The organism is Streptomyces sp. NPDC048415 (assembly GCF_040651675.1).
Taxonomy (GTDB): Bacteria; Actinomycetota; Actinomycetes; order Streptomycetales; family Streptomycetaceae; genus Streptomyces.
Genome location: NZ_JBEZKJ010000065.1, coordinates 24,266 through 46,795 on the forward strand (window position 1 = coordinate 24,266; position 22,530 = coordinate 46,795).

The following is a 22,530-nucleotide window of genomic DNA, read 5'->3' on the forward strand; positions in this document are numbered from 1 at the left end:
TGACCTCGTGCTCGGTAGCGGGTACAACAGCCCTGATGACCACCACCCTGCGGCCGACCGAGCCGCTTCAGCACGCCGCCGACGGGACGCGCTCGCGCCACTACCAGGTGTGCGTGAACAGCCGTCCCGTGGGCGCGATACACCTCGCGACCCACCCGCACTTCGGGCCGTCGGTCGCCAAGATCCACGAGCTCCGCATCGAGGAGCGGGACCGCCGGCGCGGCCGGGGCACAGTGGCGGCGCTCGCCGCCGAGGAGGTGGCGCGCGGCTGGGGCTGCAAGCGGATCGAGGTGAGCGTCCCCGGCGGCGCCGAGGCCGGGCTCAGGCTCACCAAGGCGCTCGGCTACGTCACCCGCAACCGCGGGATGGAGAAGGCACTCGGCACCGCCCCGCCCGAGCTGCCCGACGGGAGCGTCGGCCGCCCCATGACGCGGGACGAGTACGAGGGCTGGAACCGGCACGGCCGGGAAGAGTTCGCCCAGGACTGGATCCGGCGCGGCGTGCCGCAGGCGGAGGCTTACGCCAAGTCGGCGCGGGACCACGACCAGTTGCTGCCGCGGGGCTTGGCCACCGAGGACATGCTCTTCACCGTCCTGGAACACGAAGGAACCCCGGTCGGCGACCTCTGGCTCGGGCGGCGCGAGGGAACCGCCTTCGTCTACAACGTCGAGGTCTACGCCGCCCAGCGCGGCCGGGGCCACGGCCGTACGCTCATGCTGCTGGCCGAAGCCCGGGCGGTGGCCGCGGGGCAGAGCCGCATCGGTCTCAACGTCTTCGCGGGCAACACCCCGGCCGAGCGGCTCTACGAGTCACTCGGCTACGAGACGACGGCACACCACCTCTACAAAGACCTGCTGTAGGCCGCCGGTTGGCAGGCCCGGTGCGGGTGTCAGCCCTGCTCGGCCAGGAGCCGGTCGGCGATCTCCTCGACGCGCTCGCGCAGGCCCTCCTGGCTCTTGCCGCCGTCGAGACGTTCGCCGCCGATGACGTACGTCGGAGTGCCGGTCACGCCGATGGCCTTGCCCTCGGCCTGGTCGGCGTCGACGATCAGGATGTGCCGGCCGTCGATCAGGGCCGTGTCGAACTCCTCCGCGTCCAGACCGAGTTCACGGGCGACCTCGACCAGGAAGGGTTCTCCCCCACGGTCCAGCTCCTCGACGCGGCCGAGCACCGCCTCGACGTACGGCCAGGACTTCCCCTGCTCCGCGGCCTCCTCGGCGGCCTGCGCCGCGGCGAACGCGTGCTTGTGCTTCTCCAGGGGGAAGTGCCGCAGCCGCAGCTCCAGACGGTCGCCGTAGCGGGCGCGCAACGCGCGCAGGTCGGCGAGGGCGCCGCGGCAGTCGGGACACTGCAGTTCGCACCAGACGTCCAGGACGGCGGCGGCCGGGCGCGCGGAGGAGGAGTCGTTCATGGAGACCAGTCTCCCAGCCCGGGCGGCAGCGGCCCAACCGGGACCGGGGACGCCCTGGCCACGCCCCGACCGGGGACGCCCTGGCCACGCCCCGACCGGGGACGCCCTGGCCACGCCCCGACCGGGGACGCCCTGGCCACGCCCCGACCGGGGACGCCCCGGCCACGCCCCGACCGGGGACGCCCCGGCCACGCCCCGACCGGGACCTGGGGATGACCACCGACCCGGAGATGTCCCTGAGGTACGCCCGGAGCATGGCATACCGGGCACCCGGCGGTGCAGGATGGAAGGGACGAACCGCCCCTGCCCGACCGCGCCCCTGCCTGGAGGACCGGATGATTGCCGAGACCGTCTGTTCCGCCGTCTCCGCGGCCGGCCTGGGCATTGCCGCGGTCACGGCCTACCGCAAGCGCTTCCTGGCTGCCGCCCGCATCGCCGCCTACTCGCTGGTGCCGGTGGGCCTGGTGATGACCGGGGTCGTCGGCTGGCTGGCCGACACCGCGTTCAGCCCGACCGCCTGGGCCGGCTTCGTCGTGCTCGGCGGTGCCTGGCTGCTGTTCATGACCACACGGGCCGTGGAGCGGCGCGGCGGCGGGACCCGCAAGGAGCGCAAGGCGGCCAAGGCCGCCGCTGGGCGTGAGGCGGTGGCCCCCGCGGCCTCGGCGCCCTCGCTGGGCCCGGGGTCCCGACCGGCAGCCCGTCCCGCGGCGACGCCCCGGGGCTCAAGCTCCTCGGACGACTTCAGCGACATCGAGGCCATCCTGAAGAAGCACGGCATATGACCGGCTGAAACGACACAAGGCCGCACGGGAGGCTCCCCGGAGCGCGCGGAAGTGATCACGTTTGAGCGCGCGTCTCACATGATCCGGCGAACTCCCATATGTTCCGGGCGTGTTGATCGCACGGGAGCCCTCGGCTGCGCCATCATCGCCCGCGAGATGCTGGACACAACACAGAGCGACACCGCCGCCCCGCCCGCGGAGCGGCGCGGTTGTCTCTTCGCGCTCTCCCAGCCGCCGCTGATGATCTTCCTTGCGGTGATTGGCTGTCTGCTGCTCATGGCTTCGCTGCACGACCTGCTGCTGCTCTGAGCCGTACACGGAGCCCCTGGCGTCACCCGCCGAGGGCTCCGTCAGTCCACCCCCTCCGCGCCTCAGCTCGCCGCTTCCTTGCGGCGCGCCCGATAGGCGGCCACATGGAGCCGGTTTCCGCAGGTGCGGCTGTCGCAGTAGCGGCGGGAGCGGTTGCGGGAGAGATCGACGAAGGCCCGTCGGCAGTCCGGGGCCTCGCAGCGTCGCAGCCGCTCCTGCTCCCCGGCGACCACGAAGAAGGCCAGCGCCATGCCGCAGTCGGCCGCTAGATGGTCGGAGATCGAGGCGCCCGGCGCGAAGTAGTGCACATGCCAGTCGTAGCCGTCGTGATCCGTCAGTCGGGGCGTGGTGCCCGCCGCCGCGACCAGCTCGTTGATGAGCGCCGCGGCGGTCCGCGGGTCCTCGGCGGCGAAGATCCCGGCGAACCGGTCGCGGATCTTGCGCACGGCCGCGAGATCGTGCTCCGAGAGCACCCCGACGTCACTGATCTCGTGCTTTCGTACGAAATCGGCGAGGGACGCGACATCCGCGAGCCCGTCCGTCGTCTGGTCCTCCGGCGCGGTGTTCACCAGATCCACCACGGCGTCGAGGGCGCACCGGGTGTCGTGGGTGATCAGCACGTGTTCGCTCCCTGGCCTGGGGGTCGGGCGGGCGCCCGCCCGATGCTGGCCGATGGTAGTGGCTTCCCGGCCCGGGGGAGCGGGCGCGGGTGGCGGACGTGGAGTGGGAACAGGGCCGGGGCCGGGAGTGGGAGGAAGGTCCGGGGCCGTGGGAGCGGGTGCGGGGCCCGCGGCTTGGGGTGGGGTGTGGGTCAGTGGCGGGGTGCGTGCCTGCGGTGTCGGGCGAGATGTGGGTCAGTGGTCGGGCGGGGGTGCGTGACTGCGGCTATGGGCGGGGTGTCGGCCGGCGGCCGGGGGAGGGTGCGGTCAGCGGCTGGGGGAGAGGGGTGCGGGGGTCAGTGACAGGGTGACGGGCCTCCGGACGGCGGCTGGGAAGGGGGCGCGGGCGCGCGCGTACCGGCGCCGCCTCCGCGGACCTTCCGCGGCGACGGCGCCGGTACGTGCCCTATGCGGTTGTCTAGGCCCGAGCCGTCTCCCCGAGTGGACGGCGCCGGGCGGCTCTGTGGTGCCTCGCTAGCTCTCGGCCAGGATGTGTGAGAGCTCCGTGTCGAGATCGAAATGCCGGTGTTCCGTGCCCGGAGGCACGGCGGCGTCCGTTCGCTTCAGGAACGACTCCAGGGCCCGCGCCGGGGCTTCCAGCAGGGCCTCCCCTTCCGGGGAGCTCAGGGCGATGCATACGACGCCCTGGCCATGACTCCGGGACGGCCAGACTCGGACGTCGCCGGTACCGGTGGGCCGGTGCAGGCCCTCGGCGAGGAGGTCGCGGGCGAACACCCACTCGACGGTTTCCTCGGCTCCGGTGTGGAAGGTGGCGTGCACGGCGTAGGGATCGGCCGTGTCATACCGCAGTCCTGCGGGAACAGGCAGTGAGGACTCGCTCGACACAACGAGGCGCAGGTGCAGCTCGCAGCTGACCGTGGTGTTCATAAGCGCCAGGGCCTTTCGCTCAGTGTGCGCTCGGGGATTCGCACGTCGGCGAAATCGACATGCCACCTACGGTGCCGTTGTAAACCCCTCTGAGTGTTTTGCGTGCCTTTACGTAACTCATCCGGCCGAGAGACCGTTCGCCGGATAGGGCCATTCCGGTGACTGGTTTCTCTCGGGTAGGGTCTGACCGCATGAATACGGGGAGTGACGAGCCGGGCGAGGTCGCCATGGCTGATGACGGGGCGAAGTCCGAGCGAGGGCTCGGTTCGCGGGCGCCGGAATTCATCAAGGCGCGTCGCGCGCTGCACGTGAGCTGGCAGGTGGGCGTTTTCGTCGTGGGGCTCGCGGTGGTCGGCGCGGGCGTGATCATGCTTCCGCTGCCGGGGCCCGGCTGGTTGGTGATCTTCGGCGGCATGGCGATCTGGGCGACCGAGTTCGTCTGGGCGCAGTTGGTGCTCCGCTGGACGAAGCGCAAGGTCACGGAGGCGACGCAGTGGGCGCTCGACCCCAAGGTGCGGCGCCGCAACATCATCCTCACGACCGTGGGTCTCGTGATCGTCGCCGCCCTCGTCGCCGTCTACGTCTGGAAGTTCGGCTTCGCGATGCCCTGGAACATCAAGGAGTGACGGGCCCGCTCGGCGCTGCCCCGAGCCTCCTCCGCTGGTCGAAGCGACGCGCTGACATGGGGTAATGTTCTCCCTGCGCCCGGGCGATTAGCTCAGCGGGAGAGCGCTTCGTTCACACCGAAGAGGTCACTGGTTCGATCCCAGTATCGCCCACAAGCAGGATGGCGACCCTGGTCCACGGAATGCGTGGACCAGGGTCGCTTTTGTCATTTCGGCGGGGCCGCCGGGGCGGGGTGAGGGAGCCCGGCGTCGGCGTTGCTTGGGGGAGCCCGCGGGAGTTCTCCCGCTTGGGGCGGGGTGTCGATCCGGTTGGAGCGCCGATGTTGGCCTCGCCGGGGAGTCGAGGGATCCCCGGGTCGCTGGGGAAGGCGGTGCCAGGGGGCGTCGCCGAGACGCCGAAGCCGAGGGCGCGGTGCCGGGCGGGCGCGGGAACTGGTGGACTGATGCCGGGCGGGTGCGGAATCCGGCGGCTGATGCCGGGATGGCGCCGAGGTCAGTGGGCTGTTGCCGGGGCTGGCGCAGAGTTCGGTGGGCTGTCGGTGGGTGCTGAAGTCGGCGGTATGACTTGGTCTCCGAGTCGATGGGGGCTGCGCGACGCCGGGCCCTCCGTTGGCGCGCGCCTGCTGGTCCGCTGACGTGTATCGATCCAGGCACACCGGACGCGGGGCATCTGCCTCGAGCACGCATTTTTCGTCAAGACCCCTGCGGTGTATGTACGGCTATGTACGGCCCTGAGTCGAGCGTGGGACCGCCTTCGCGACGCCGAGGCCCGTGGGTCGAGCCGATCGCGCTACCAGGGCTTTACTTGAGTAGAAGCGCCCTCGCGGCGCCTGGCCTCCGCGTGTGTGAAGCCCTTCCCGGTGCTCGCCTCCCGCACGAGCGGGAGCCTTCCTTGCCCGCCCTACCTTCTCCATAAGCGGGCTGGGCCTTCCTGGCGCCGGGACGCCGGCTTTGATGCCTCCAAGCCACGGCTGGTGCCCAGCACTTAGCAGCCTCGGCCACCTGCCCGGGCGGGTCCCTGCCAACCTCGAGCTCGTGCTGGCGCGGAGCGTTTCGCGGGCCGTGCTGCCTGCCCGAGTGGGTCCTCAGCCATCCCGAGCTCATGCTGGCGCCCAGCACTTAGCGGCCCCGGCTACCTGCCCGACCGGCTCCTTCGCAACCTCGAGCTCGTGCTGGCGCGGAGCCATTCGCGGGCCCCCGCCGCCTGCCCGGGCGGGTCCCTGGCGACCTCGAGCTCGTGCTGGCGCGGAGCCTTTCGCGGGTCCTCGCCACTTGCCCGGGCAGGTCCCTGGCAACCCTGAGCTCCCGTTGGCGCCGGGCCCTTCGCGCGGGTCCCCGCCGCCTCCCCGAGCGGCCCCTTCGCGCGGGTCCCGCCGCCTGTCCAGGCGGCCCCTTCGCAACCCCGAGCCCCTGCTGGCGCGGAGTTCCGCGAGCCCCCGCCACCCGCCCACCCGACTCCCTCGCACCCCCAATCTCCCGCTGACGCCGACCCGGTCGCGCCCCCGCCACCCGCCCTAGCCAAAGCCCCCCGATGCCCCGCCCCTGCCGGCAGCCGTCGCCCCCCACACCCCGCCCCTGCCAGCAGCCGTCGCCCCCGGCCCCCCCTCACGCTGAGTTCCCCCCACCCCTCGCCCAGCCGCCCCCAACCTCCCCATCACAGTAGATTTTCAGCCCCGCCCCCCCACTCACCCGAGCCACCGAATCGCGTTCGGTGGGTCGGCCGCACACGCCCGACCTGCGCAGTCCCGCAAGCGCGGACGAGCCGTGTCGTCGTTCTCGCCGTCGCGCAGGCGCACCGCATGCCATCAATTCCTGTCCGAATCATTGACGCGCGCGAAACCCCTCCGTACCTTGTGCCAGCAAGCGCTTACTTGAAACGATTCATGCAGGCGGCGACGACGTGCGGGGAGGCCCGACTGTGGGGAACAACGGGAGTGTTGAGAGGCGGACGGTCCTCAAGGCGGCCGGAGCTTCGCTGGCCACACTGGGGCTGGCCGCGACGACGGGCTGCGGCGGGGGCAGCGGCAGTTCCGGGGACGGCACGGTGACGATCCGTTACGCCTGGTGGGGTGCCGACGAGCGGGCGAAGCGGATCAACCAGTCCATCGCGCTCTTCGAGAAGAAGTACCCGAAGATCAAGGTGAAGACCGACTTCCAGGATTACGTGGCCTTTTGGGAGAAGTTCCAGACCCAGGCCGCCGGCGGTAATCCGCCGGACGTATTCCAGAACGCCGTCGGATTTCTTCGGAAGTACGACAAGAGAGGCGTGCTGCTCGACCTCAAGTCGCAGATAGACGCCGGAAATCTCAGCCTGGAAAACTTCCGAGCCGGAGTGGAGAAGGTCGGCCAGGTCGACGGAAAGCAGCTCGGTATCCCGGTCGGATCCAACACCATGTCACTTGTCATCGACGAGAAGGTGTTTGAGAAGGCGGGCATCACGCCCAGGCAGGGCTGGACCTGGGACGAGTACTTCGCCGCACTCAAGAAGATCCACGACACCCAGAAGGTGGCCGGCGACACCGGCTACTTCAGCATCATGTACCTGTACGACCTCTACCTCCGGCAGAACGGAAAGGCGTTCTTCACCAAGGACGGACTCGGTTTCGACGAGGCCGACCTGACGGAGTGGTGGACCGACGGCTACAACCGCGTCAAGGCCGGCATCATCACTGATCCCAAGCGGGTCGAGCAGGACAAGCCGAAGTCCTCGCTCTCCGCGGGTCACGCCGCCTCCGAGTTCACCTGGGACAACTTCACGGTCCGTTACACGGCGGAGGGCGACAGCAGCTACGGCCTCGCGCCGATCCCGACGACCGACGGCAAGCAGACCGGCCAGTACCTCGCCTCACTGATGCTGAGCGCCTCCGCGCGTACCAAGCACCCCAAGGAGGTCGCCCAGTTCATCGACTTCATGGTCCACGACCCCGAGGTCGGCAAGATCATGGGCTACGACCGCGGCATCCTCGCCACCACCGAGCAGTTCGACGCGTACAAGCCGACCGACGCGCCCAACAAGGCGATCGCGAAGTACGAGACGGATGTCGCCGCGGCCGGAGTGCTCGGCACCATCACCCCCCACCCGGCCGGCGCCGACACCGTCGAGGCCGCCTTCCTGCGCATCGGCGGTGACATGTCGCAGGGCACCACCAAGGTCTCCGACGCGGTGAAGCAGTTCTTCTCCGAGGCGAAGACCGCCCTCGCCGCCTGATGGGAACCGCCGTGACGCTCGTCAAGGACTCGTCTCCGCCCGACGCTCCGCAGATACGCCCCGAGGCCCCCGCCGCCCGAATGCGGCGGGGTCGCCGGGAGAATCTCGCCGGCTATCTCTTCATGTCCCCGTGGATCGCGGGCTTCCTGCTGCTCACCGCGGGCCCGATGGTCGCCTCGCTCTACTTCGCCTTCACCGACTACAACCTCTTCAATTCACCGAAGTGGATCGGCTTCGACAACTTCACCAAGATGTTCGACGACCCCCGGTGGCAGAAGTCGGTGGAGGTGACGGCCAAGTACGTCATCATCGGTACGCCGCTCAAGCTGCTGCTCGCGCTCGGGGTCGCACTGCTGCTCGCGCAGAGCCGCCGCGGCCAGGCCTTCTACCGGGCCGCCTTCTACGCCCCGTCGCTGATCGGTGCGAGCGTCTCCGTCGGCTTCGTATGGCGGGCGCTGTTCTCCGACGACGCCGTAGTTGACCGTACGCAGTCGTTCCTCGGCTTCCACACGGGCGGCTGGGTCGGTGACCCGAACTGGGTGCTCTACAGCCTGGTCGCGCTCACCGTCTGGCAGTTCGGCGCGCCCATGGTGATCTTCCTCGCCGGTCTCAAGCAGGTGCCGAGGGAGTTGTACGAGGCCGCCGAGGTGGACGGCGCGGGACCCTTCCGGAGGTTCTGGAGCATCACGCTGCCGATGATCTCGCCGGTGCTCTTCTTCAACGTGCTCCTGGAGACCATCCACTCCTTCCAGATCTTCGGCTCGGCGTACGTGGTCTCCAACGCCACCTGCGGACCGGCCGACGCCACGCTCGTCTACACCTGTTACCTGTACCAGAAGGGATTCAAGGAGTCCCAGATGGGCTTCGCGTCCGCGATGGCCTGGATGCTGCTGCTCGCTGTCGCACTGGTGACGGCCGTCCTCTTCTGGTCGCAGAAGCGGTGGGTGCACTACGAGGAGGACGCCCGATGAGCGCCACCACCAGCAAGCCGATGGCCCTCGGCCGAAAGCGCACCGGCTCCCTCGCCTGGCACCTCGGCGCCCTGGCAGTTCTGGCCGTCGTCCTCTACCCCGTCATCTGGGTCCTCGGAGCCTCCTTCAAGCCCAGCCGCGAGATCATCGGCAGCCTGGACCTGTTCCCGACCAGCCCGATCCTCGCCAACTTCAAGGGGCTCGCGGACGGCATCGCGGACATCTCGATCGCCACCTTCTTCCAGAACTCCCTCTTCTACGCGCTCGGCTCCGTCGTCGGCATCCTCATCTCCTGCTCGCTGACGGCGTACGCCTTCGCCAAGATCCGGTTCGCCGGCCGGAACCTGCTGTTCTCGCTGATGATCGGCACGCTCCTGCTGCCGTATCACGTACTGCTCATTCCGCAGTACGTGATGTTCCAGAAGATGGAGCTGGTCAACACCTACGTACCGCTGCTGATCGGCAAGTACCTGGCGACCGAGGCGTTCTTCGTCTTCCTCATGGTGCAGTTCATGCGCAACCTGCCCCGGGAGCTGGACGAGGCGGCCCGCCTCGACGGCTGCGGGCATCTGCGGATCTACTGGTCGATCGTGCTGCCGCTGTGCCGCCCGGCCCTCATCACCAGCGCGATCTTCACCTTCATCAACGCCTGGAACGACTTCATGGGCCCGCTGATCTACCTCAACGAGCCCAGCAAGTACACGGTCTCGCTCGGCATGATGATGTTCCGCGACCAGGAGGGAGTCGCCAACTACGGCGGCATGATCGCGATGTCGCTGGTCGCGCTGCTGCCGGTGCTCCTCTTCTTCCTCGCCTTCCAGCGGTATCTGATCGACGGCATGGCGACATCCGGATTGAAGGGCTGACATGGCCACCACCCAGCCGCCGGCGAAAGCGAACGCGACAGCGAAGGCGAGAACGAAGGCGAGAGCGAAGGCACCCCGGGCACCCCGGGAATCGGTCTTCGCCGAGCGGTTCGCCGTGTTCGCCGAGTGCCTGCTCACCGGCGTGTGGATCGCGCTGGCCTCGCTGCCGCTGGTCACCTACCCCGCCGCGTTCGCCGCGGGCGCGCGGCATCTGCGGCGGCGTACGGCCCACGAGGCGGGCGGCTCGCGGGAGTTCGTCGCCGACTTCCGGGCGGCCGTCAGGGGCGGCTGGATCGTCGGGCTCGCCGGATGGGCCGTGGCGATCGCCGTCTGGGTGGACGTCCAGGCCGTGCGCGCCGGGATCCCAGGGGGCCCGCTCGTCGGGGCCGTCGGACTCTTCGCCCTGATCGCAGGGGCCGTCGCCGGACTGCGTGCCGCCGCTGCCTGGGAGCCGGGCTCCGCGTGGCGCGAGCTCCTCGCGGAGGCCGGGCGCCGGACCGTTCTCGACCCCGCGGGGTCCTTCCTGCTCGTCGGCGGACTGGCCGTGGTGACCTCCTCCGCGTGGCTCATCGCGCCGCTGGCGGTGCCCGTCCTGGGAGCCGTCGCCGCGGCGGCCGTCGCCGTGGAGGAGCGGTACCGGCGCCGCTGACCCCGCCCTGAAGACCGTACGCAAGGTCGGCGCCCCTGGCGTCGCCCCTTCTTCTGTCATGCCCCTGACCTCCCCGCACGGAAAGGAAAGGCCATGTCCCCCATCCCCCGCAGGTCCCTTCTCAAGGCGGCCGCCGTCGCCGGCGCCGCAGCGCAGTTCAGCTGGGCACTGGGCTCCACGAACGCGCAGGCCGCACCCAGAACCGGGTCCGCCGACGCGGACCCGGTGACCCTGGACTGGCTGGAGGACGGCGGCCTCGGCGCCGCCCCCGGCTCCACGGTCGGCGTGCCCTGGCCGAAGGGCGCGTACCAGGAGGATCAGACCTTCGCGCTCACGGACGCCGACGGCAAGGCCGTGCCCGTGCAGTCCTGGCCGATCGCCTACTGGCCGGACGGCTCCCTCAAGTGGACCGCGCACGCGGTGAGTTCGGACGCGGGCAAGCTCACGCTCACCGCCGGGGAACCCACCACGCCCGACAAGAAGGTCACCGTCGACAAGAGCGGCGGCACCATCGACATATCGACCGGAATCATCACCGCGAAGATCGGCAAGAGTGGCTCGACGCTGGTCAAGTCCGTGAAGCGCGGCTCGACCGAGATCGCCAAGAACGGCCGGCTGGTCCTCATCCGCCAGCCGGAGATCGAGGACGAGGACCAGGGAGCCGAGAAGTCCGAGCGGTTCGAGAGCGCGATCTCCGAGGTGGAGGTCGAGCAGGACGGCCCGGTACGTGCCGTCGTCCGCATCGACGGCAAGCACCGCAAGGGCGACCGGAGCTGGCTGCCCTTCTCGATCCGGCTGTACTTCTACGCGGGCGCCGACTCCTTCCGCATGGTGCACACGATCACGTTCGACGGGAAGCAGGAGCCGGGCAAGGCGAGCGGCGACTTCATCCGCGGTCTCGGCGTGCGCTTCACCGTGCCGATGCGCGACGCCTCGTACGACCGGCACATCCGTATCGGCGGCGACGGCACCGGTCTGCTGCGGGAAGCCGTCAAGGGCGTCACCGGACTGCGCCGCGACCCGGGAGCGGCCGTACAGGCGGCGCAGTTCGCGGGGGAGAAGCTGCCCGATCCGTCCACCTGGGACCAGCGGGTGACGACGCGGCTGCAGTACATCCCCGAGTGGGGCGACTACACCCTCGCCCAGCTCTCCGCCGACGGCTTCACGCTGCGCAAGCGCACGAAGAAGGGGTACGGCTGGATCGGCGCCGGCGGCGGGCAGCGCGCGTCGGGCTTCGGGTACGTCGGCGGGCCGAGCGGCGGGTTCTCCTTCGGCCTCCGTGACTTCTGGGAGAAGTTCCCGGCGCAGCTCGACATCCGCGACGCGCACACCGACGAGGCCGAGGTCACCCTCTGGCTGTGGTCGCCCGAGGCGCAGCCCATGGACCTGCGCTTCTATCACGACGGCATGGGCCAGGACACCTACGCCGAACAGCTCGAAGGCCTCAACATCACCTACGAGGACTACGAACCGGGATTCGGCACCCCGTACGGCATCGCACGCACCTCCGAACTCCTCTTCTGGGCCAACGAGTCGACGCCCACCCCCGAGAAGCTCGCCGAACAGGTCGCAGCCGTACGGGTGTTGCCGCAGCTGGCCGCCCCGCCCAGGCAGCTCATCAAGGCGAAGGTCCTCGGCCCGGGCCTCTACTCCGAGCCCGACCGCTCGACGCCCGCCAAGGCGAAGATCGAGGACCACCTCGACTTCCTCTTCACCTATTACAAGGACCAGGTGGAGATGCGTCGTTGGTACGGCTTCTGGGACTACGGCGACATCATGCACTCCTACGACCCGGTCAGGCACCAGTGGCGCTACGACGTCGGCGGCTACGCCTGGGACAACTCCGAGCTGTCACCCGACCTCTGGCTCTGGTTCGCGTACCTCCGCTCGGGCCGCGCGGACATCTTCCGCTTCGCCGAGGCGATGACCCGGCACACCGGCGAGGTCGACGTCTATCACCTCGGCCAGTGGGCGGGCCTCGGCACCCGGCACGGCGTGCAGCACTTCGGCGACAGCGCCAAGCAGCAGCGCATCGCCAACACCACGTACCGCCGCTACTACTACTTCCTCACCGCCGACGAACGTGTCGGCGATCTCATGCACGCCAACGTGGACTCCGACGAGACCTTCCTGGTCCTCGACCCGATCCGCAAGATCCGCACCGAGCCGTACACGCCCGACCGGCACGCGCTGTCGGTGGGCTTCGGTACGGACTGGAGCGGGCTCGTGTCGGCGTGGCTGACCGAGTGGGAGCGCAAGGGTCCGAAGTGGGAGAAGGCCAAGGCGCGCGTGCTGTCGACGATGGAGACGATCGCCGCGCAGCCGAACGGATTCGTGCAGGGCAGCGGCCTGTACGACCTCGACACCGGCAAGTTCGCGATCGCCGCGACACCCGTGGTCGGCGTCTCGCACCTCTCCGCGGTCTTCGGCCTGGGCGAACTGTGCGCCGAACTCATCGACCTGGTCGACATGCCCAACTTCAAGGAGGCATACCTCGACTACTGCCGTTACTTCAACGCCACCAAAACCGAGCAGGCCGCCCGTTACGGCTCCAACTTCGGGACCCTGCTGCTCTTCCAGGGCCATTCGCGCCTCGACGCGTACGCCGCCGTACAGACCGGCGACGCGAAGCTCGCCACGCGCGCGTGGACGAAGTTCTACAGCTCCGACGGATACACGGAGTCCTCGCCCTGGAAGACGGAGAAGCTGAGCGGCCCCGTCACGCTGGTGCCGGGCAGCGAGGCCAACTGGGTCTACACGAACGACACGGCCCTGTACGGACTCGCCGCCATCGAGAACCTCGCGCTGCTCGGCGACAAGATGCCGTAAGACGCTAGTCCATCCTCCCCAGCACCTCCCGCACTCGCCGTGCGTCGCGCATCCGCTGCTCGTACGTGGCACCCAGCGCGAGCAGCAGCAGACCGGCGAGTGCGGGAGGCACCCAACGGGGGAGCGCGTCGACCACCTGCACGATGTACGGGGCGAGTTCGTGCAGCGCGTCCAGCGCGAGCACCGTGCCGCCCACCACCAGCGGCGCCTGGAGGCGATGCCGGGCGCCGACGAGGGTGGCCAGGAGCGCCGCCGCGCCGAGCAGCAGCGGGCGCAGCCAGTGCGGGTCGCCCCACGCGGCGAAGAGGCTCGGCACGAGCGTCACGGACAGGCCGGGTCCGTACGCCGTCCACGACGAGGTCGCCGTGTCCTCGCGGCGCCTGACCGCCCCCACGAGCAGCGCCGGGAGGGTCACCGCAAGCGTGTACGCCTCCGGTGAGCCCACATCCCAGGCCGCCAGACGGACCCAGGTGGCCAGCGCGAAGAGAGCGGCCGCCAGATAGCCGACGCGGCGCCGGTCCTCCCGTACGGCCGTGCCCGCGGCGATCACCCCGCACAGGGCCAGGACCAGGGCCGCCATCGGCGGATGGGTGACCGCGAGCCCCAGGGCGAGCAGTCCGGCGGCGGCACCCGTCACCTCGACCGCAACCGTCGTCGGCGAGTCCTCGATGCGGGCCGCCAGCAGCGCCGCGGCGACCGGCACCGCGAGGACGAGAAGCGCGGTCTGCTGTGGCTGCCAGCCGAGGGCGGCACCGGCCGCGCAGGCGAGGGCGGCGGCGTACACGAGGGAGGCGGGCGCGGCGACCGGGCCGAGGCCGGGGCGCCACGCGACGGTCGCGAACACGACGGACAGCACGGCGAGGACGGTGAGGGTCGCACCCTCGGAGGCCAGCGAGAGGAACGTGAGGCTGAGGGAGCTGAGGAGGGCCAGCAGGAGCGGGACCAGCTGTGCCTGGGTCGGGCGGGCGTACGCCAGAGCGGCCACCGTCGTCACCCCCTGCACCAACATCCCCACCACATAAGGGAGTTCCAGAGCGGCCGGGAGGACGAACGCCGTCGCCCAGGTCAGGATCAGCGCACAGGTCAAGGCCTGCGGGCGCCAGTCGGTACTGGCTCGCGACGCCACCACCAGGATCGCGGCGACGAGAGCGAGCACGAGCGGGGCCGTGGCCGCGTGCGCAGGCCAGGGCAGGTCGAGCGTCACCGCCTCGCGGGCGGTCGCCGGGGCGCCGGACCAGGCCTTCCCCGCCCAGTCGACCGGACCCAGCAGGGCGAGGGCGACCAGAGGCAGCGCCCACACCACCGCGACGGCCTGCACCGACCCCGACGCCCACGCGAGCCCGCGCCGCACGGACTCGGGCAGGTGAGTACGTACGACGGCCAACAGGGCGATACCGCATGCCAGATACCCCGGAACCGTCCAGTCGTCGGGCAGCGACGAGCGCAGGACGCCGCCGAGGCCGACGACGGTGATCAGGCCGCCGGCCGCCGCGGTGCCGGTGGCGACGCCCGGCTTCGGGGACTGCCACGCCGCCACCAGGGCGATCGACGCGGCCAGGAAAAGGAGCGCCGCCGCACGGGCGGCGGCGCTCGGGCCGGAGGCCGTCCAGGACAGCCAACCGGCGGCAAAGGTGCCCCAACCGCCCATGCCGTACGCCCCGATGGTGGCGACCACACGGACCGACTTCACGGGGATCCGGAGCGCGAGCGCCGTGTCGCAGGCGGCCGTCACCAGCAGTGCGGCCGTGACGGTGTGCGCGCCCGCGTCGGCCGCAACCGCCCCAAGGAGCAGCGGCAACTGGGCCGTGGCCACGGCGGCCGGCAGCGGGAGACGTACACCGGTCGCGGCCGCCCGCGCTCCTGCCGGCCGCTGCATGGCGCCGAGCGCGAGACCGTACGCCGCCCACACCGTGGCCAGCGCCGCCGACGCGATCGCCGTGTAGGAGAGGCCGTCGGTGTCCGGGAACGCGACCTCGTACAGCGCGTAGACGTCCAGCACCGTCAGCGCGAGGCCGAGCCCCGCCACCGACTCGGCCGTCGAGCTCAGCCCGCGGCGCAGCAGCGGCACCGGCGCGCCCAGCGCCGCCAGCGTCACCGCGCCGAGCACCAGCGCGCGCCCGGCGATCCCCAGGTGCCCCCAGCTGACGAGCGTGAACGCGATGGCGGCCACGGTCAGCAGGATGCCGCCGAGCAGCAGGAGTACGTTCTGAACGCCGGAGGCGCCGGTCTCCGGCCGGCGTGCCGGAGTGGCCTGGGGGACCTGCGGCGCGGGGGCCGGCCGAAGCGCGGAGATCAGCCAGGCGCGGCGGGCCAGCAACAGGGCCCGGCGGGCGTCGAGTTGCCGCAGCTCGGCATCGAGGTGCCGCAACTCCTCGGCCGGGGGCGGGATGTGGGTCATGCTCCGGAGTGTGGTCCCGGTCACGTTCCCCGGCATGAGTGCGCGTACTCAGGCCGTACTCAGATCCGCGGGCGGGCACACTCGGTACATGGACTGGAGTCACTACCGCTTCCGCAGTCTGTGGGCCCTGCCCGCACCGCCCGCCGACGTCTACACCGTCCTGGAACAGGCCGGGGACTACCCGCGCTGGTGGCCCCAAGTGCGCGAGGTGACCCGGATCGACGACCGCAGCGGCGTCATGCGTATCCGGTCCCTGCTGCCCTACGACCTGACCTTCACCGCGCGTGAGGTGCGGCGCGACCGCGCTGCCGGTGTCCTGGAGATCGCCATGACCGGGGACGTCGACGGCTGGGCACGCTGGACGCTCACCGCCGACCGGCCGGGCACCCGCGCCCGGTACGACCAGGAGGTACTTGTCAGCAAGCCCCTGCTGCGGCGGCTCGCGGTGCCGGGGCGGCCCCTCTTCCGCGCCAACCACGCCGTGATGATGCGCGCGGGACGGCGTGGCCTCACGGCTTACCTCGAAGCGGTTTGAACCACACCCGCCGGGACCTGTATGGTTCAGTGCGTTCCCGGGCGATTAGCTCAGTGGGAGAGCGCTTCGTTCACACCGAAGAGGTCACTGGTTCGAACCCAGTATCGCCCACCCGGAGAAAGCCGGTCCGTCACCGATGGACCGGTTTTTCTGTTCTCTCTGTGGACGAAGGCCGCCGCTCAGGCCGCCGCCGGCAGGTCCGGACGCAGCGGCCACGCGGGATCCACCGCCTCCTCCGAGCCGCTGCGCGCGAACCACGCCTGCAGGCCGCGCGCCTGCGCCGCGTGCCACACGGCCTGCAACGTGTGCAGCTCCGCAGGTGAGAGCCGCTCGAGCCGGGTCGCGAACCGGCGTCCCACCGCCCGTACGACCTCCATCGCGGCCAGCGCGTCCGCCGCCGCGTCATGTGCGCCCTCCAGGACCACGCCGTAATGCGCGCACAGGTCGGTGAGGGTGCGGCGGCCCTTGCGATAGCGGTCCAGATGCTTGTCGAGGACCCGGGGATCGAGCACGCGCAGCGACGTCGACTCCAACCACCGGTCGAGCGAGGAGGCGCGATGCCGGCGCAACTCCCGGTCCAGCAGCGTCAGATCGAAGGGCGCGTTCATCACCACCAGCGGGCGGCCCGCCGAGGCCTGTTCGGCCAGCACCCTGGCTATCTCCTCCATCACCGGCGACGGCCAGCGGCCGTTGCGCTGCAGATGTTCGTCCGTGAGCCCGTGCACCGCCGTCGCCCCCGCGGGCACCGGCACTCCCGGGTTCACCAGCCATCGGGTCACCCGCGGACGGGAACCCGGGGCGTCCTGGACGACGACGGCGGCCGACACGATCCGGTCGGTCTCGACGTCCACGCCCGTGGTCTCCGTGTCGAACGCGGCCAAGGGGCCCTCGTACCAGCACGTCATACGCACACAACTCCTCGTTCACCCACGGCAGCTGACGCACCGTCTTCTGCCCGTTTGGTGATACCCGGGCTGTTTGCGCCGTACGCCGACAGGAGACAACAGAGGTACGGGTCTTTGCAGTTCAGCGGCCCGTCGCGGGGATTCACCTGGTTTGGAAGGCTGTTGGACTCATGGCACTCGCGCAGCCCGAACGGGGCGGGCTGCTGCCCCAGCGGACGGCACCCCATCGCGGCTCACTCGCCACCACCGCCTGCATGGAGACGTTGCAGGTGGGCTACTTGCACGCCGTCGCGGCGGCGGCGGGCTGCTCGCTGTCCCAGCCCTTTCCGGACAACGGCATCGACTGGCACGTCAGCCACAGCGCCCCCGGGCACACGGTCGACGACGAAGTCACCATCAAGGTCCAGCTCAAGTGCACGTACCAGATCCCGCCGAACCCCCCGGGGCCCGCCTTCTCCTTCACGCTCGACAACGAGCACCTGGCGAAGCTCGCCCGCACCCCGGTCTCGGTGCACAAAATCCTGGTCGTGATGCTCGTGCCCCGGTCCCAGGACGACTGGCTGCGCGCCAGCCACGACCGCCTCGACCTGCGGCACTGCTGCTACTGGATCAACCTCGCCGGGCACGCCATCACGGGCCGGCGCCGGACCACCGTCCGTATACCGACGGCCCGGATCTTCGACGACCGGGCGCTCTGCGAGATCATGACGCGGGTCGGGACCGGAGGCAGACCATGACGCACCGCCCGATCGAGGGAGCCCCGCGACCGGTACGGCCGCATCCCGCCGAGGCCTTCTGGAACGATCCGCCCACCCCCGACCAGGTCGACCCCGCCGTGCTCAGCGCGCTGTTGCACCGGCACGGCTGGCAGCGGCGCGGCGGAGCGGCGGGACGGTACGGCCGCTGGACCCCACCCGGGCCCGGTGGCGGCGGCACCAGCCTGCTGGTGCCGGAGAGCCGGGCCTTCCCCGACAGCGACGATCTGCTCGGCGAGGCGCTCGTCGCGCTCGCCCGCAGCGGATCGCCGTCCGCACGCGACGTGCTGGTCGCGCTCGCCGTGCCCAGCGACGAGATCCGCTGGTGGCGGGATGTCCCCACCGGGCCCGTGGGCGCCGCGCCCTGGACCGTCGAGGAACAGCTGCGCGCGTCCGCCCGCCAGATGCTGCTCGCCGCCGCGCTGGCCACGCGCGCGCGTGCGGGCTATTACGGCGCCCGCCACCGCAGGTCCGCCGCCGCCTCCCTGGAGAACGTCCTGGTCGGCGCCGAGCCCGGCGGCCGCCGCCTCACCGCCTTTGTACCCATCAGTACGGGCCGCCCGCTCGCCGTACGCCTGCACCACGCCCTCTACGCCGTCCGCGAGGCCATCGACTACCAGCGGGCCACCGGCGGCATGGACGCCTTCGACGCCGCCGTCGAGGCGGGAGTCAGCCGCGAGCTCACGGAAGCCGTGGTGGCACTCGTCCGTGGCACCGAGGGTGCCCGGATCGCCGTCGAGTGGGCGCCCGCCGCCGGGGTCCCGGAGGGCGGTGCCGCGCCGGCCGAGGCGGTCGAGTTCTCTCCCGGTGACCTCCCCGTCCTGCGCGAGGCCGGCGCCCGCTTTCTGCGCGAGGAGCCGTCCGTGCCGGTGCGCATCACCGGCGCCGTGGTGCGGATGCGCAGGTCGGGGCCGCGCGGCGAGGGCACCGTACGGCTGCGGGTCGTCGCGGGCGCCGAGATCCCGCACGTCCGGATGACGCTCGACGAGGAGGCGTACCGGATAGCGGGCCACGCCCATCTGGTCGGGCTGCCGGTGCGGGTGCACGGACGGCTGGAGAGCCGGGGCGGCTTCCGCCGACTCACGGACGCCTCCGAGGTCGTACCCGTGCAGGTGGACGAGGCCGAACGGGACCGGCTGATGAAGTCGCTCCAGGAGAACCTGGACTTCTTCGAAGAGGCGTGCAGCGGGGACTGACGGGAACCGTTTCGCTCAGGACGCCACGAGGTCGGTACGATCGCCTATTGCGTAACGCGATAGTTCTGCGGTTGCGCTTCCACCTTCAGGCAGGAGAGTCCGGTGTCAGACGTCCGTGTGATCATCCAACGCGATTCCGAGCGGGAAGAGCGCGTGGTGACGACGGGGACTACGGCCGCCGACCTCTTCGCCGGCGAGCGCACCATCGTCGCGGCCCGCGTGGCCGGCGAGCTGAAGGACCTCGCGTACGAGGTGAAGGACGGCGAGGAGGTCGAGCCCGTCGAGATCTCCTCCGCGGACGGCCTGAACATCCTGCGCCACTCCACCGCCCACGTCATGGCGCAGGCCGTGCAGGAGCTCTTCCCCGAGGCCAAGCTGGGCATCGGTCCGCCGGTCAAGGACGGCTTCTACTACGACTTCGACGTCGCCGAGCCGTTCACGCCCGAGGACATCAAGCGCATCGAGAAGAAGATGCAGGAGATCCAGAAGCGTGGACAGAGGTTCTCGCGCCGGATCACCAATGACGAGGATGCCCGGGTCGAGCTGGCCGACGAGCCGTACAAGCTGGAGCTGATCGGCCTCAAGGGCAACGCGGCGCAGGCCGCCGAGGGCGCCGACGCCGAAGTCGGCAGCGGCGAGCTGACGATCTACGACAACCTCGACGCCAAGACGGGCGAGCTGTGCTGGAAGGACCTCTGCCGTGGTCCCCACCTGCCCACCACCCGCAACATCCCGGCGTTCAAGCTGATGCGCTCGGCCGCCGCGTACTGGCGGGGCAGCGAGAAGAACCCGCAGCTCCAGCGGATCTACGGCACCGCCTGGCCGTCCAAGGACGAGCTGAAGGCGTACCTCGACTTCCTCGTCGAGGCCGAAAAGCGCGACCACCGCAAGCTCGGCGCCGAGCTGGACCTCTTCTCCATCCCGGAGGAGCTGGGCTCCGGCCTCGCGGTCTTCCACCCCAAGGGCGGCATCGTCCGCCGCGAGATGGAGACCTACTCGCGCAAGCGTCACGAGGACGCGGAGTACGAGTTCGTCAACACCCCCCACATCTCGAAGGAAAACCTCTTCGTGACCTCGGGGCACCTGCCGAACTACGCGGACGCGATGTTCCCGCCGCTGGAGTTCGACGGGCAGAACTACCGCCTCAAGGCGATGAACTGCCCCATGCACAACCTGATCTTCAAGGCACGCGGCCGCTCCTACCGCGAACTGCCCCTCCGGCTCTTCGAATTCGGCACGGTGTACCGCTACGAGAAGTCGGGCGTCGTGCACGGACTGACCCGCGCCCGCGGCTTCACGCAGGACGACTCGCACATCTACTGCACCAAGGACCAGATGGCGAGCGAGCTGGACTCGCTGCTCACCTTCGTCCTGGACCTGCTGCGCGACTACGGCCTGAACGACTTCGAGCTGGAGCTGTCCACCCGCGACGACTCCCCGAAGTTCATCGGTGAGGACGCGGAGTGGGAGGAGGCCACCGACGCGCTGCGCCAGGCGGCCGAGAAGCAGGGCCTCCCGCTGGTTCCCGACCCGGGCGGCGCCGCGTACTACGGCCCGAAGATCTCCGTCCAGGCCAAGGACGCCATCGGCCGCTCCTGGCAGATGTCCACCATCCAGGTCGACTTCCAGCAGCCCAAGCGGTTCAACCTGGAGTACACGGCCGCGGACGGCTCCAAGCAGCAGCCTGTCATGATCCACCGGGCTCTCTTCGGCTCCATCGAGCGCTTCTTCGCCGTGCTCCTCGAGCACTACGCGGGTGCCTTCCCGGCGTGGCTGGCGCCCGTGCAGGCGATCGGCATCCCGATCGGCGATGCACACGTCGAGTACCTGCGGAAGTTCGCCGCCGAGGCGAAGAAGAAGGGCCTGCGCGTCGAGGTCGACGGCTCCTCGGACCGCATGCAGAAGAAGATCCGCAACGCGCAGAAGCAGAAGGTGCCCTTCATGGTCATCGCGGGCGACGAGGACATGACGGCCGGCGCCGTCTCCTTCCGCTACCGCGACGGCTCGCAGGAGAACGGCATCCCGGTCGACGAGGCGATCGCCAAGATCGTGAAGACGGTCGAGGACCGCGCACAGGTCTGACGCGTACGTGGTGAGGCCCCCGGGAATTCAGCTCCCCGGGGGCTTTTCCTCGCCCTCACCCTCGCGTGAGAACACCTGCAACAGCCACGACGAGAACGACCCCGTCACGGCTCCGAGGAGCGCGAGCCCGCATCCCATCAGCCCCACCGCGATCACGCGACCCCAGGGCGTCACCGGTGCGACATCCCCGTACCCCACCGTCGCGAGCGTGGCGCAGGTCCACCAGACCGCGTCCCCGAAGGTCCGCATCGTCGCGTGCGGTGCCCCGCGCTCCTGCTGGTAGACGGCGAGGGCGCCCGCGAAGCCGAGCAGCAGGGACGACAGACCGGCGTAGAAGATCACCCGCGCCTGCAGCGCGAGGCTGGGCTGCCCGCGTCGGCGCAGTACGGCCTCGTAGACCTTGACGATGCGCAGCGGCCGCAGGAGCGGCAGCACCAGCACCATCGTGTCCAGCCAGTGCCTCCGTACGAAACGTGGGCCCTGACCGCTCAGCCGCCAGCGCGCCGCGTAGTCGGCCCCGAACAACGCCCAGGCGGCCAGCATCGCCGCCCGGCAGGCGTCCAGCGCGGCAGCGGGCAGACCGTGATCCAGGACAAGGACCGCGTACGAGGCCAGAAAGACCAGCGAGGCCAGGGCGAGCGGGAACTCGGTGTGCCGCTCCCAGCGGGCCTGCGGGCTGTCGTCGTCCATCGCCCCAGCTTGGCCGCAGGCCCTTTTGTGCGACACCCGCCGACACGCCGCGAACGGGCGAAGCCATATGCTGCACCACATGACGAGTGAGCCGGAGCAGCAGATCGGAGTGGGGACACAGGACGCGTTCCAGCGCTTGTGGACGCCCCACCGGATGGCTTACATCCAGGGCGAGAACAAGCCCACCGGCCCGGGAGCCGACGACGGCTGTCCCTTCTGCTCCATTCCGGCCAAGTCCGACGAGGACGGGCTGATCGTGAGGCGCGGAGAGCAGGTGTACGCCGTGCTCAACCTCTACCCGTACAACGGCGGCCACCTCATGGTCGTGCCCTACCGCCACGTCGCGGACTACACGGACCTCACGGACCCGGAGACCGCCGAACTGGGTGAGCTGACCAAGCAGGCGATGACCGCGCTGCGCAGCGCCTCCGGCGCGCACGGCTTCAACATCGGCATGAACCAGGGCACCGTCGCGGGCGCCGGTATCGCCGCCCATCTCCACCAGCACATCGTCCCCCGATGGGGCGGCGACACCAACTTCATGCCGGTCGTGGGCCACACGAAGGTGCTGCCTCAGCTTCTGGCGGACACCCGCAAGATGCTGGCGGAGGCCTGGCCGACGGCTGCCTAGCGCCCTCGGGAGCGGGGCCGGCCTCGGGGGCCCCGCCGGCAGGCACTAGGCCGTTTCTGATGGCTCTTGGACGGTGTCGCGGAGCCAGATGACGATCGCCGTGACGGCCAGGGTGCCGTTGAAGATGTAGTCGCGTTTGT

20 protein-coding genes and 2 tRNA genes are annotated in these 22,530 nt (G+C 70.4%); 16 read left to right on the forward strand and 6 right to left on the reverse strand.

Annotated elements, in window-relative coordinates; translation table 11 throughout:
- Nucleotides 1-35: 35 nt before the first annotated feature.
- Nucleotides 36-860, forward strand: a complete 825-nt coding sequence (locus tag AB0D27_RS31915) for a GNAT family N-acetyltransferase (RefSeq protein ID WP_362515713.1) — start codon at nt 36-38, stop codon at nt 858-860.
- Between the two features lie 29 nt (nt 861-889).
- Here AB0D27_RS31915 and AB0D27_RS31920 read toward each other — a convergent pair whose 3' ends face one another.
- The gene (locus AB0D27_RS31920; protein ID WP_362515714.1) at nt 890-1,411 is read right to left on the reverse strand and encodes a DsbA family protein; all 522 of its coding nucleotides are present in this window, start codon (nt 1,409-1,411) and stop codon (nt 890-892) included.
- Between the two features lie 335 nt (nt 1,412-1,746).
- Between AB0D27_RS31920 and AB0D27_RS31925 the strand changes: the two genes are divergently transcribed.
- Nucleotides 1,747-2,193 (forward strand): hypothetical protein, encoded by a 447-nt coding sequence (locus AB0D27_RS31925; protein ID WP_362515716.1) that lies wholly within the window; start codon nt 1,747-1,749, stop codon nt 2,191-2,193.
- A 156-nt stretch (nt 2,194-2,349) separates the two neighbouring features.
- Nucleotides 2,350-2,502 (forward strand): hypothetical protein, encoded by a 153-nt coding sequence (locus AB0D27_RS31930; protein WP_362515718.1) that lies wholly within the window; start codon nt 2,350-2,352, stop codon nt 2,500-2,502.
- Between the two features lie 62 nt (nt 2,503-2,564).
- On the opposite strand, the gene AB0D27_RS31935 is transcribed toward AB0D27_RS31930, so the two are convergent.
- Both AB0D27_RS31935 and AB0D27_RS31940 read right to left on the reverse strand, forming a co-directional pair.
- The gene (locus tag AB0D27_RS31935; RefSeq protein WP_362515720.1) at nt 2,565-3,122 is read right to left on the reverse strand and encodes a CGNR zinc finger domain-containing protein; all 558 of its coding nucleotides are present in this window, start codon (nt 3,120-3,122) and stop codon (nt 2,565-2,567) included.
- Nucleotides 3,123-3,635: 513 nt separating this feature from the next.
- Nucleotides 3,636-4,049: an SsgA family sporulation/cell division regulator gene (locus AB0D27_RS31940; RefSeq protein WP_003959770.1), complete on the reverse strand. Its 414-nt coding sequence runs from the start codon at nt 4,047-4,049 to the stop codon at nt 3,636-3,638.
- A gap of 191 nt (nt 4,050-4,240) precedes the next feature.
- Between AB0D27_RS31940 and AB0D27_RS31945 the strand changes: the two genes are divergently transcribed.
- From AB0D27_RS31945 to AB0D27_RS31975, 7 genes are all read left to right on the forward strand, one after another.
- Nucleotides 4,241-4,675 (forward strand): TIGR02611 family protein, encoded by a 435-nt coding sequence (locus AB0D27_RS31945; RefSeq protein WP_362515722.1) that lies wholly within the window; start codon nt 4,241-4,243, stop codon nt 4,673-4,675.
- A gap of 81 nt (nt 4,676-4,756) precedes the next feature.
- Nucleotides 4,757-4,828, forward strand: a tRNA-Val gene (locus AB0D27_RS31950).
- 1,765 nt (nt 4,829-6,593) lie between these two features.
- Nucleotides 6,594-7,883, forward strand: coding sequence for an extracellular solute-binding protein (locus AB0D27_RS31955; RefSeq protein WP_362515724.1), 1,290 nt, complete (start codon nt 6,594-6,596; stop codon nt 7,881-7,883).
- Between the two features lie 11 nt (nt 7,884-7,894).
- A complete protein-coding gene (locus AB0D27_RS31960; RefSeq protein WP_362515726.1) occupies nt 7,895-8,854 on the forward strand; it encodes a sugar ABC transporter permease in 960 nt (319 codons plus the stop codon).
- A complete protein-coding gene (locus tag AB0D27_RS31965) occupies nt 8,851-9,720 on the forward strand; it encodes a carbohydrate ABC transporter permease (RefSeq protein ID WP_362515727.1) in 870 nt (289 codons plus the stop codon). The genes AB0D27_RS31960 and AB0D27_RS31965 overlap by 4 nt, the downstream gene beginning before the upstream one ends.
- Before the next feature lies 1 nt (nt 9,721).
- Nucleotides 9,722-10,369, forward strand: a complete 648-nt coding sequence (locus tag AB0D27_RS31970) for a hypothetical protein (protein WP_362515729.1) — start codon at nt 9,722-9,724, stop codon at nt 10,367-10,369.
- A gap of 93 nt (nt 10,370-10,462) precedes the next feature.
- Nucleotides 10,463-13,198 (forward strand): Tat pathway signal sequence domain protein, encoded by a 2,736-nt coding sequence (locus AB0D27_RS31975; RefSeq protein WP_362515731.1) that lies wholly within the window; start codon nt 10,463-10,465, stop codon nt 13,196-13,198.
- Nucleotides 13,199-13,202: 4 nt separating this feature from the next.
- Here the strand turns inward: AB0D27_RS31975 and AB0D27_RS31980 are convergent, their stop codons facing one another.
- Nucleotides 13,203-15,596, reverse strand: coding sequence for a hypothetical protein (locus AB0D27_RS31980; protein ID WP_362515733.1), 2,394 nt, complete (start codon nt 15,594-15,596; stop codon nt 13,203-13,205).
- Nucleotides 15,597-15,684: 88 nt separating this feature from the next.
- Between AB0D27_RS31980 and AB0D27_RS31985 the strand changes: the two genes are divergently transcribed.
- A complete protein-coding gene (locus AB0D27_RS31985) occupies nt 15,685-16,131 on the forward strand; it encodes an SRPBCC family protein (protein ID WP_362515734.1) in 447 nt (148 codons plus the stop codon).
- A gap of 39 nt (nt 16,132-16,170) precedes the next feature.
- Nucleotides 16,171-16,242 (forward strand) — tRNA-Val (locus AB0D27_RS31990).
- A 68-nt stretch (nt 16,243-16,310) separates the two neighbouring features.
- Here the strand turns inward: AB0D27_RS31990 and AB0D27_RS31995 are convergent.
- Complete coding sequence (locus AB0D27_RS31995; protein WP_362515736.1) at nt 16,311-17,036, reverse strand: 3'-5' exonuclease; 726 nt, start codon at nt 17,034-17,036, stop codon at nt 16,311-16,313.
- 170 nt (nt 17,037-17,206) lie between these two features.
- On the opposite strand from AB0D27_RS31995, the gene AB0D27_RS32000 reads away from it, so the two are divergent.
- The 3 genes from AB0D27_RS32000 (at nt 17,207) to thrS (ending at nt 21,069) form a co-directional block, all read left to right on the forward strand.
- On the forward strand, nt 17,207-17,773 hold the full coding sequence (locus tag AB0D27_RS32000) for a DUF4365 domain-containing protein (RefSeq protein WP_037621207.1): 567 nt from the start codon (nt 17,207-17,209) through the stop codon (nt 17,771-17,773).
- Complete coding sequence (locus AB0D27_RS32005; protein WP_362515738.1) at nt 17,770-18,987, forward strand: hypothetical protein; 1,218 nt, start codon at nt 17,770-17,772, stop codon at nt 18,985-18,987. The genes AB0D27_RS32000 and AB0D27_RS32005 overlap by 4 nt, the downstream gene beginning before the upstream one ends.
- A gap of 102 nt (nt 18,988-19,089) precedes the next feature.
- A complete protein-coding gene (thrS, locus tag AB0D27_RS32010) occupies nt 19,090-21,069 on the forward strand; it encodes a threonine--tRNA ligase (RefSeq protein WP_362515740.1) in 1,980 nt (659 codons plus the stop codon).
- A 27-nt stretch (nt 21,070-21,096) separates the two neighbouring features.
- Here thrS and AB0D27_RS32015 read toward each other — a convergent pair whose 3' ends face one another.
- Nucleotides 21,097-21,759, reverse strand: coding sequence for an ion channel (locus AB0D27_RS32015; RefSeq protein ID WP_362515742.1), 663 nt, complete (start codon nt 21,757-21,759; stop codon nt 21,097-21,099).
- A gap of 67 nt (nt 21,760-21,826) precedes the next feature.
- Here AB0D27_RS32015 and AB0D27_RS32020 point away from each other — a divergent pair, with 67 nt between their 5' ends.
- Nucleotides 21,827-22,390: an HIT domain-containing protein gene (locus tag AB0D27_RS32020; RefSeq protein WP_362515743.1), complete on the forward strand. Its 564-nt coding sequence runs from the start codon at nt 21,827-21,829 to the stop codon at nt 22,388-22,390.
- The last annotated feature ends 140 nt before the right edge of the window (nt 22,391-22,530 follow it).

What these genes read in the sequence shown, in the direction of transcription:
- AB0D27_RS31915 (WP_362515713.1), top strand. Translation starts at nt 36, where the DNA reads ATGACCACCACCCTGCGGCCGACCGAGCCGCTTCAGCACGCCGCCGAC.
- AB0D27_RS31920 (WP_362515714.1), bottom strand. Translation starts at nt 1,411, where the DNA reads ATGAACGACTCCTCCTCCGCGCGCCCGGCCGCCGCCGTCCTGGACGTC.
- AB0D27_RS31925 (WP_362515716.1), top strand. Translation starts at nt 1,747, where the DNA reads ATGATTGCCGAGACCGTCTGTTCCGCCGTCTCCGCGGCCGGCCTGGGC.
- AB0D27_RS31930 (WP_362515718.1), top strand. Translation starts at nt 2,350, where the DNA reads ATGCTGGACACAACACAGAGCGACACCGCCGCCCCGCCCGCGGAGCGG.
- AB0D27_RS31940 (WP_003959770.1), bottom strand. Translation starts at nt 4,049, where the DNA reads ATGAACACCACGGTCAGCTGCGAGCTGCACCTGCGCCTCGTTGTGTCG.
- AB0D27_RS31945 (WP_362515722.1), top strand. Translation starts at nt 4,241, where the DNA reads ATGAATACGGGGAGTGACGAGCCGGGCGAGGTCGCCATGGCTGATGAC.
- AB0D27_RS31965 (WP_362515727.1), top strand. Translation starts at nt 8,851, where the DNA reads ATGAGCGCCACCACCAGCAAGCCGATGGCCCTCGGCCGAAAGCGCACC.
- AB0D27_RS31970 (WP_362515729.1), top strand. Translation starts at nt 9,722, where the DNA reads ATGGCCACCACCCAGCCGCCGGCGAAAGCGAACGCGACAGCGAAGGCG.
- AB0D27_RS31975 (WP_362515731.1), top strand. Translation starts at nt 10,463, where the DNA reads ATGTCCCCCATCCCCCGCAGGTCCCTTCTCAAGGCGGCCGCCGTCGCC.
- AB0D27_RS31980 (WP_362515733.1), bottom strand. Translation starts at nt 15,596, where the DNA reads ATGACCCACATCCCGCCCCCGGCCGAGGAGTTGCGGCACCTCGATGCC.
- AB0D27_RS31985 (WP_362515734.1), top strand. Translation starts at nt 15,685, where the DNA reads ATGGACTGGAGTCACTACCGCTTCCGCAGTCTGTGGGCCCTGCCCGCA.
- AB0D27_RS31995 (WP_362515736.1), bottom strand. Translation starts at nt 17,036, where the DNA reads ATGACGTGCTGGTACGAGGGCCCCTTGGCCGCGTTCGACACGGAGACC.
- AB0D27_RS32000 (WP_037621207.1), top strand. Translation starts at nt 17,207, where the DNA reads ATGGCACTCGCGCAGCCCGAACGGGGCGGGCTGCTGCCCCAGCGGACG.
- AB0D27_RS32005 (WP_362515738.1), top strand. Translation starts at nt 17,770, where the DNA reads ATGACGCACCGCCCGATCGAGGGAGCCCCGCGACCGGTACGGCCGCAT.
- AB0D27_RS32015 (WP_362515742.1), bottom strand. Translation starts at nt 21,759, where the DNA reads ATGGACGACGACAGCCCGCAGGCCCGCTGGGAGCGGCACACCGAGTTC.
- AB0D27_RS32020 (WP_362515743.1), top strand. Translation starts at nt 21,827, where the DNA reads ATGCTGCACCACATGACGAGTGAGCCGGAGCAGCAGATCGGAGTGGGG.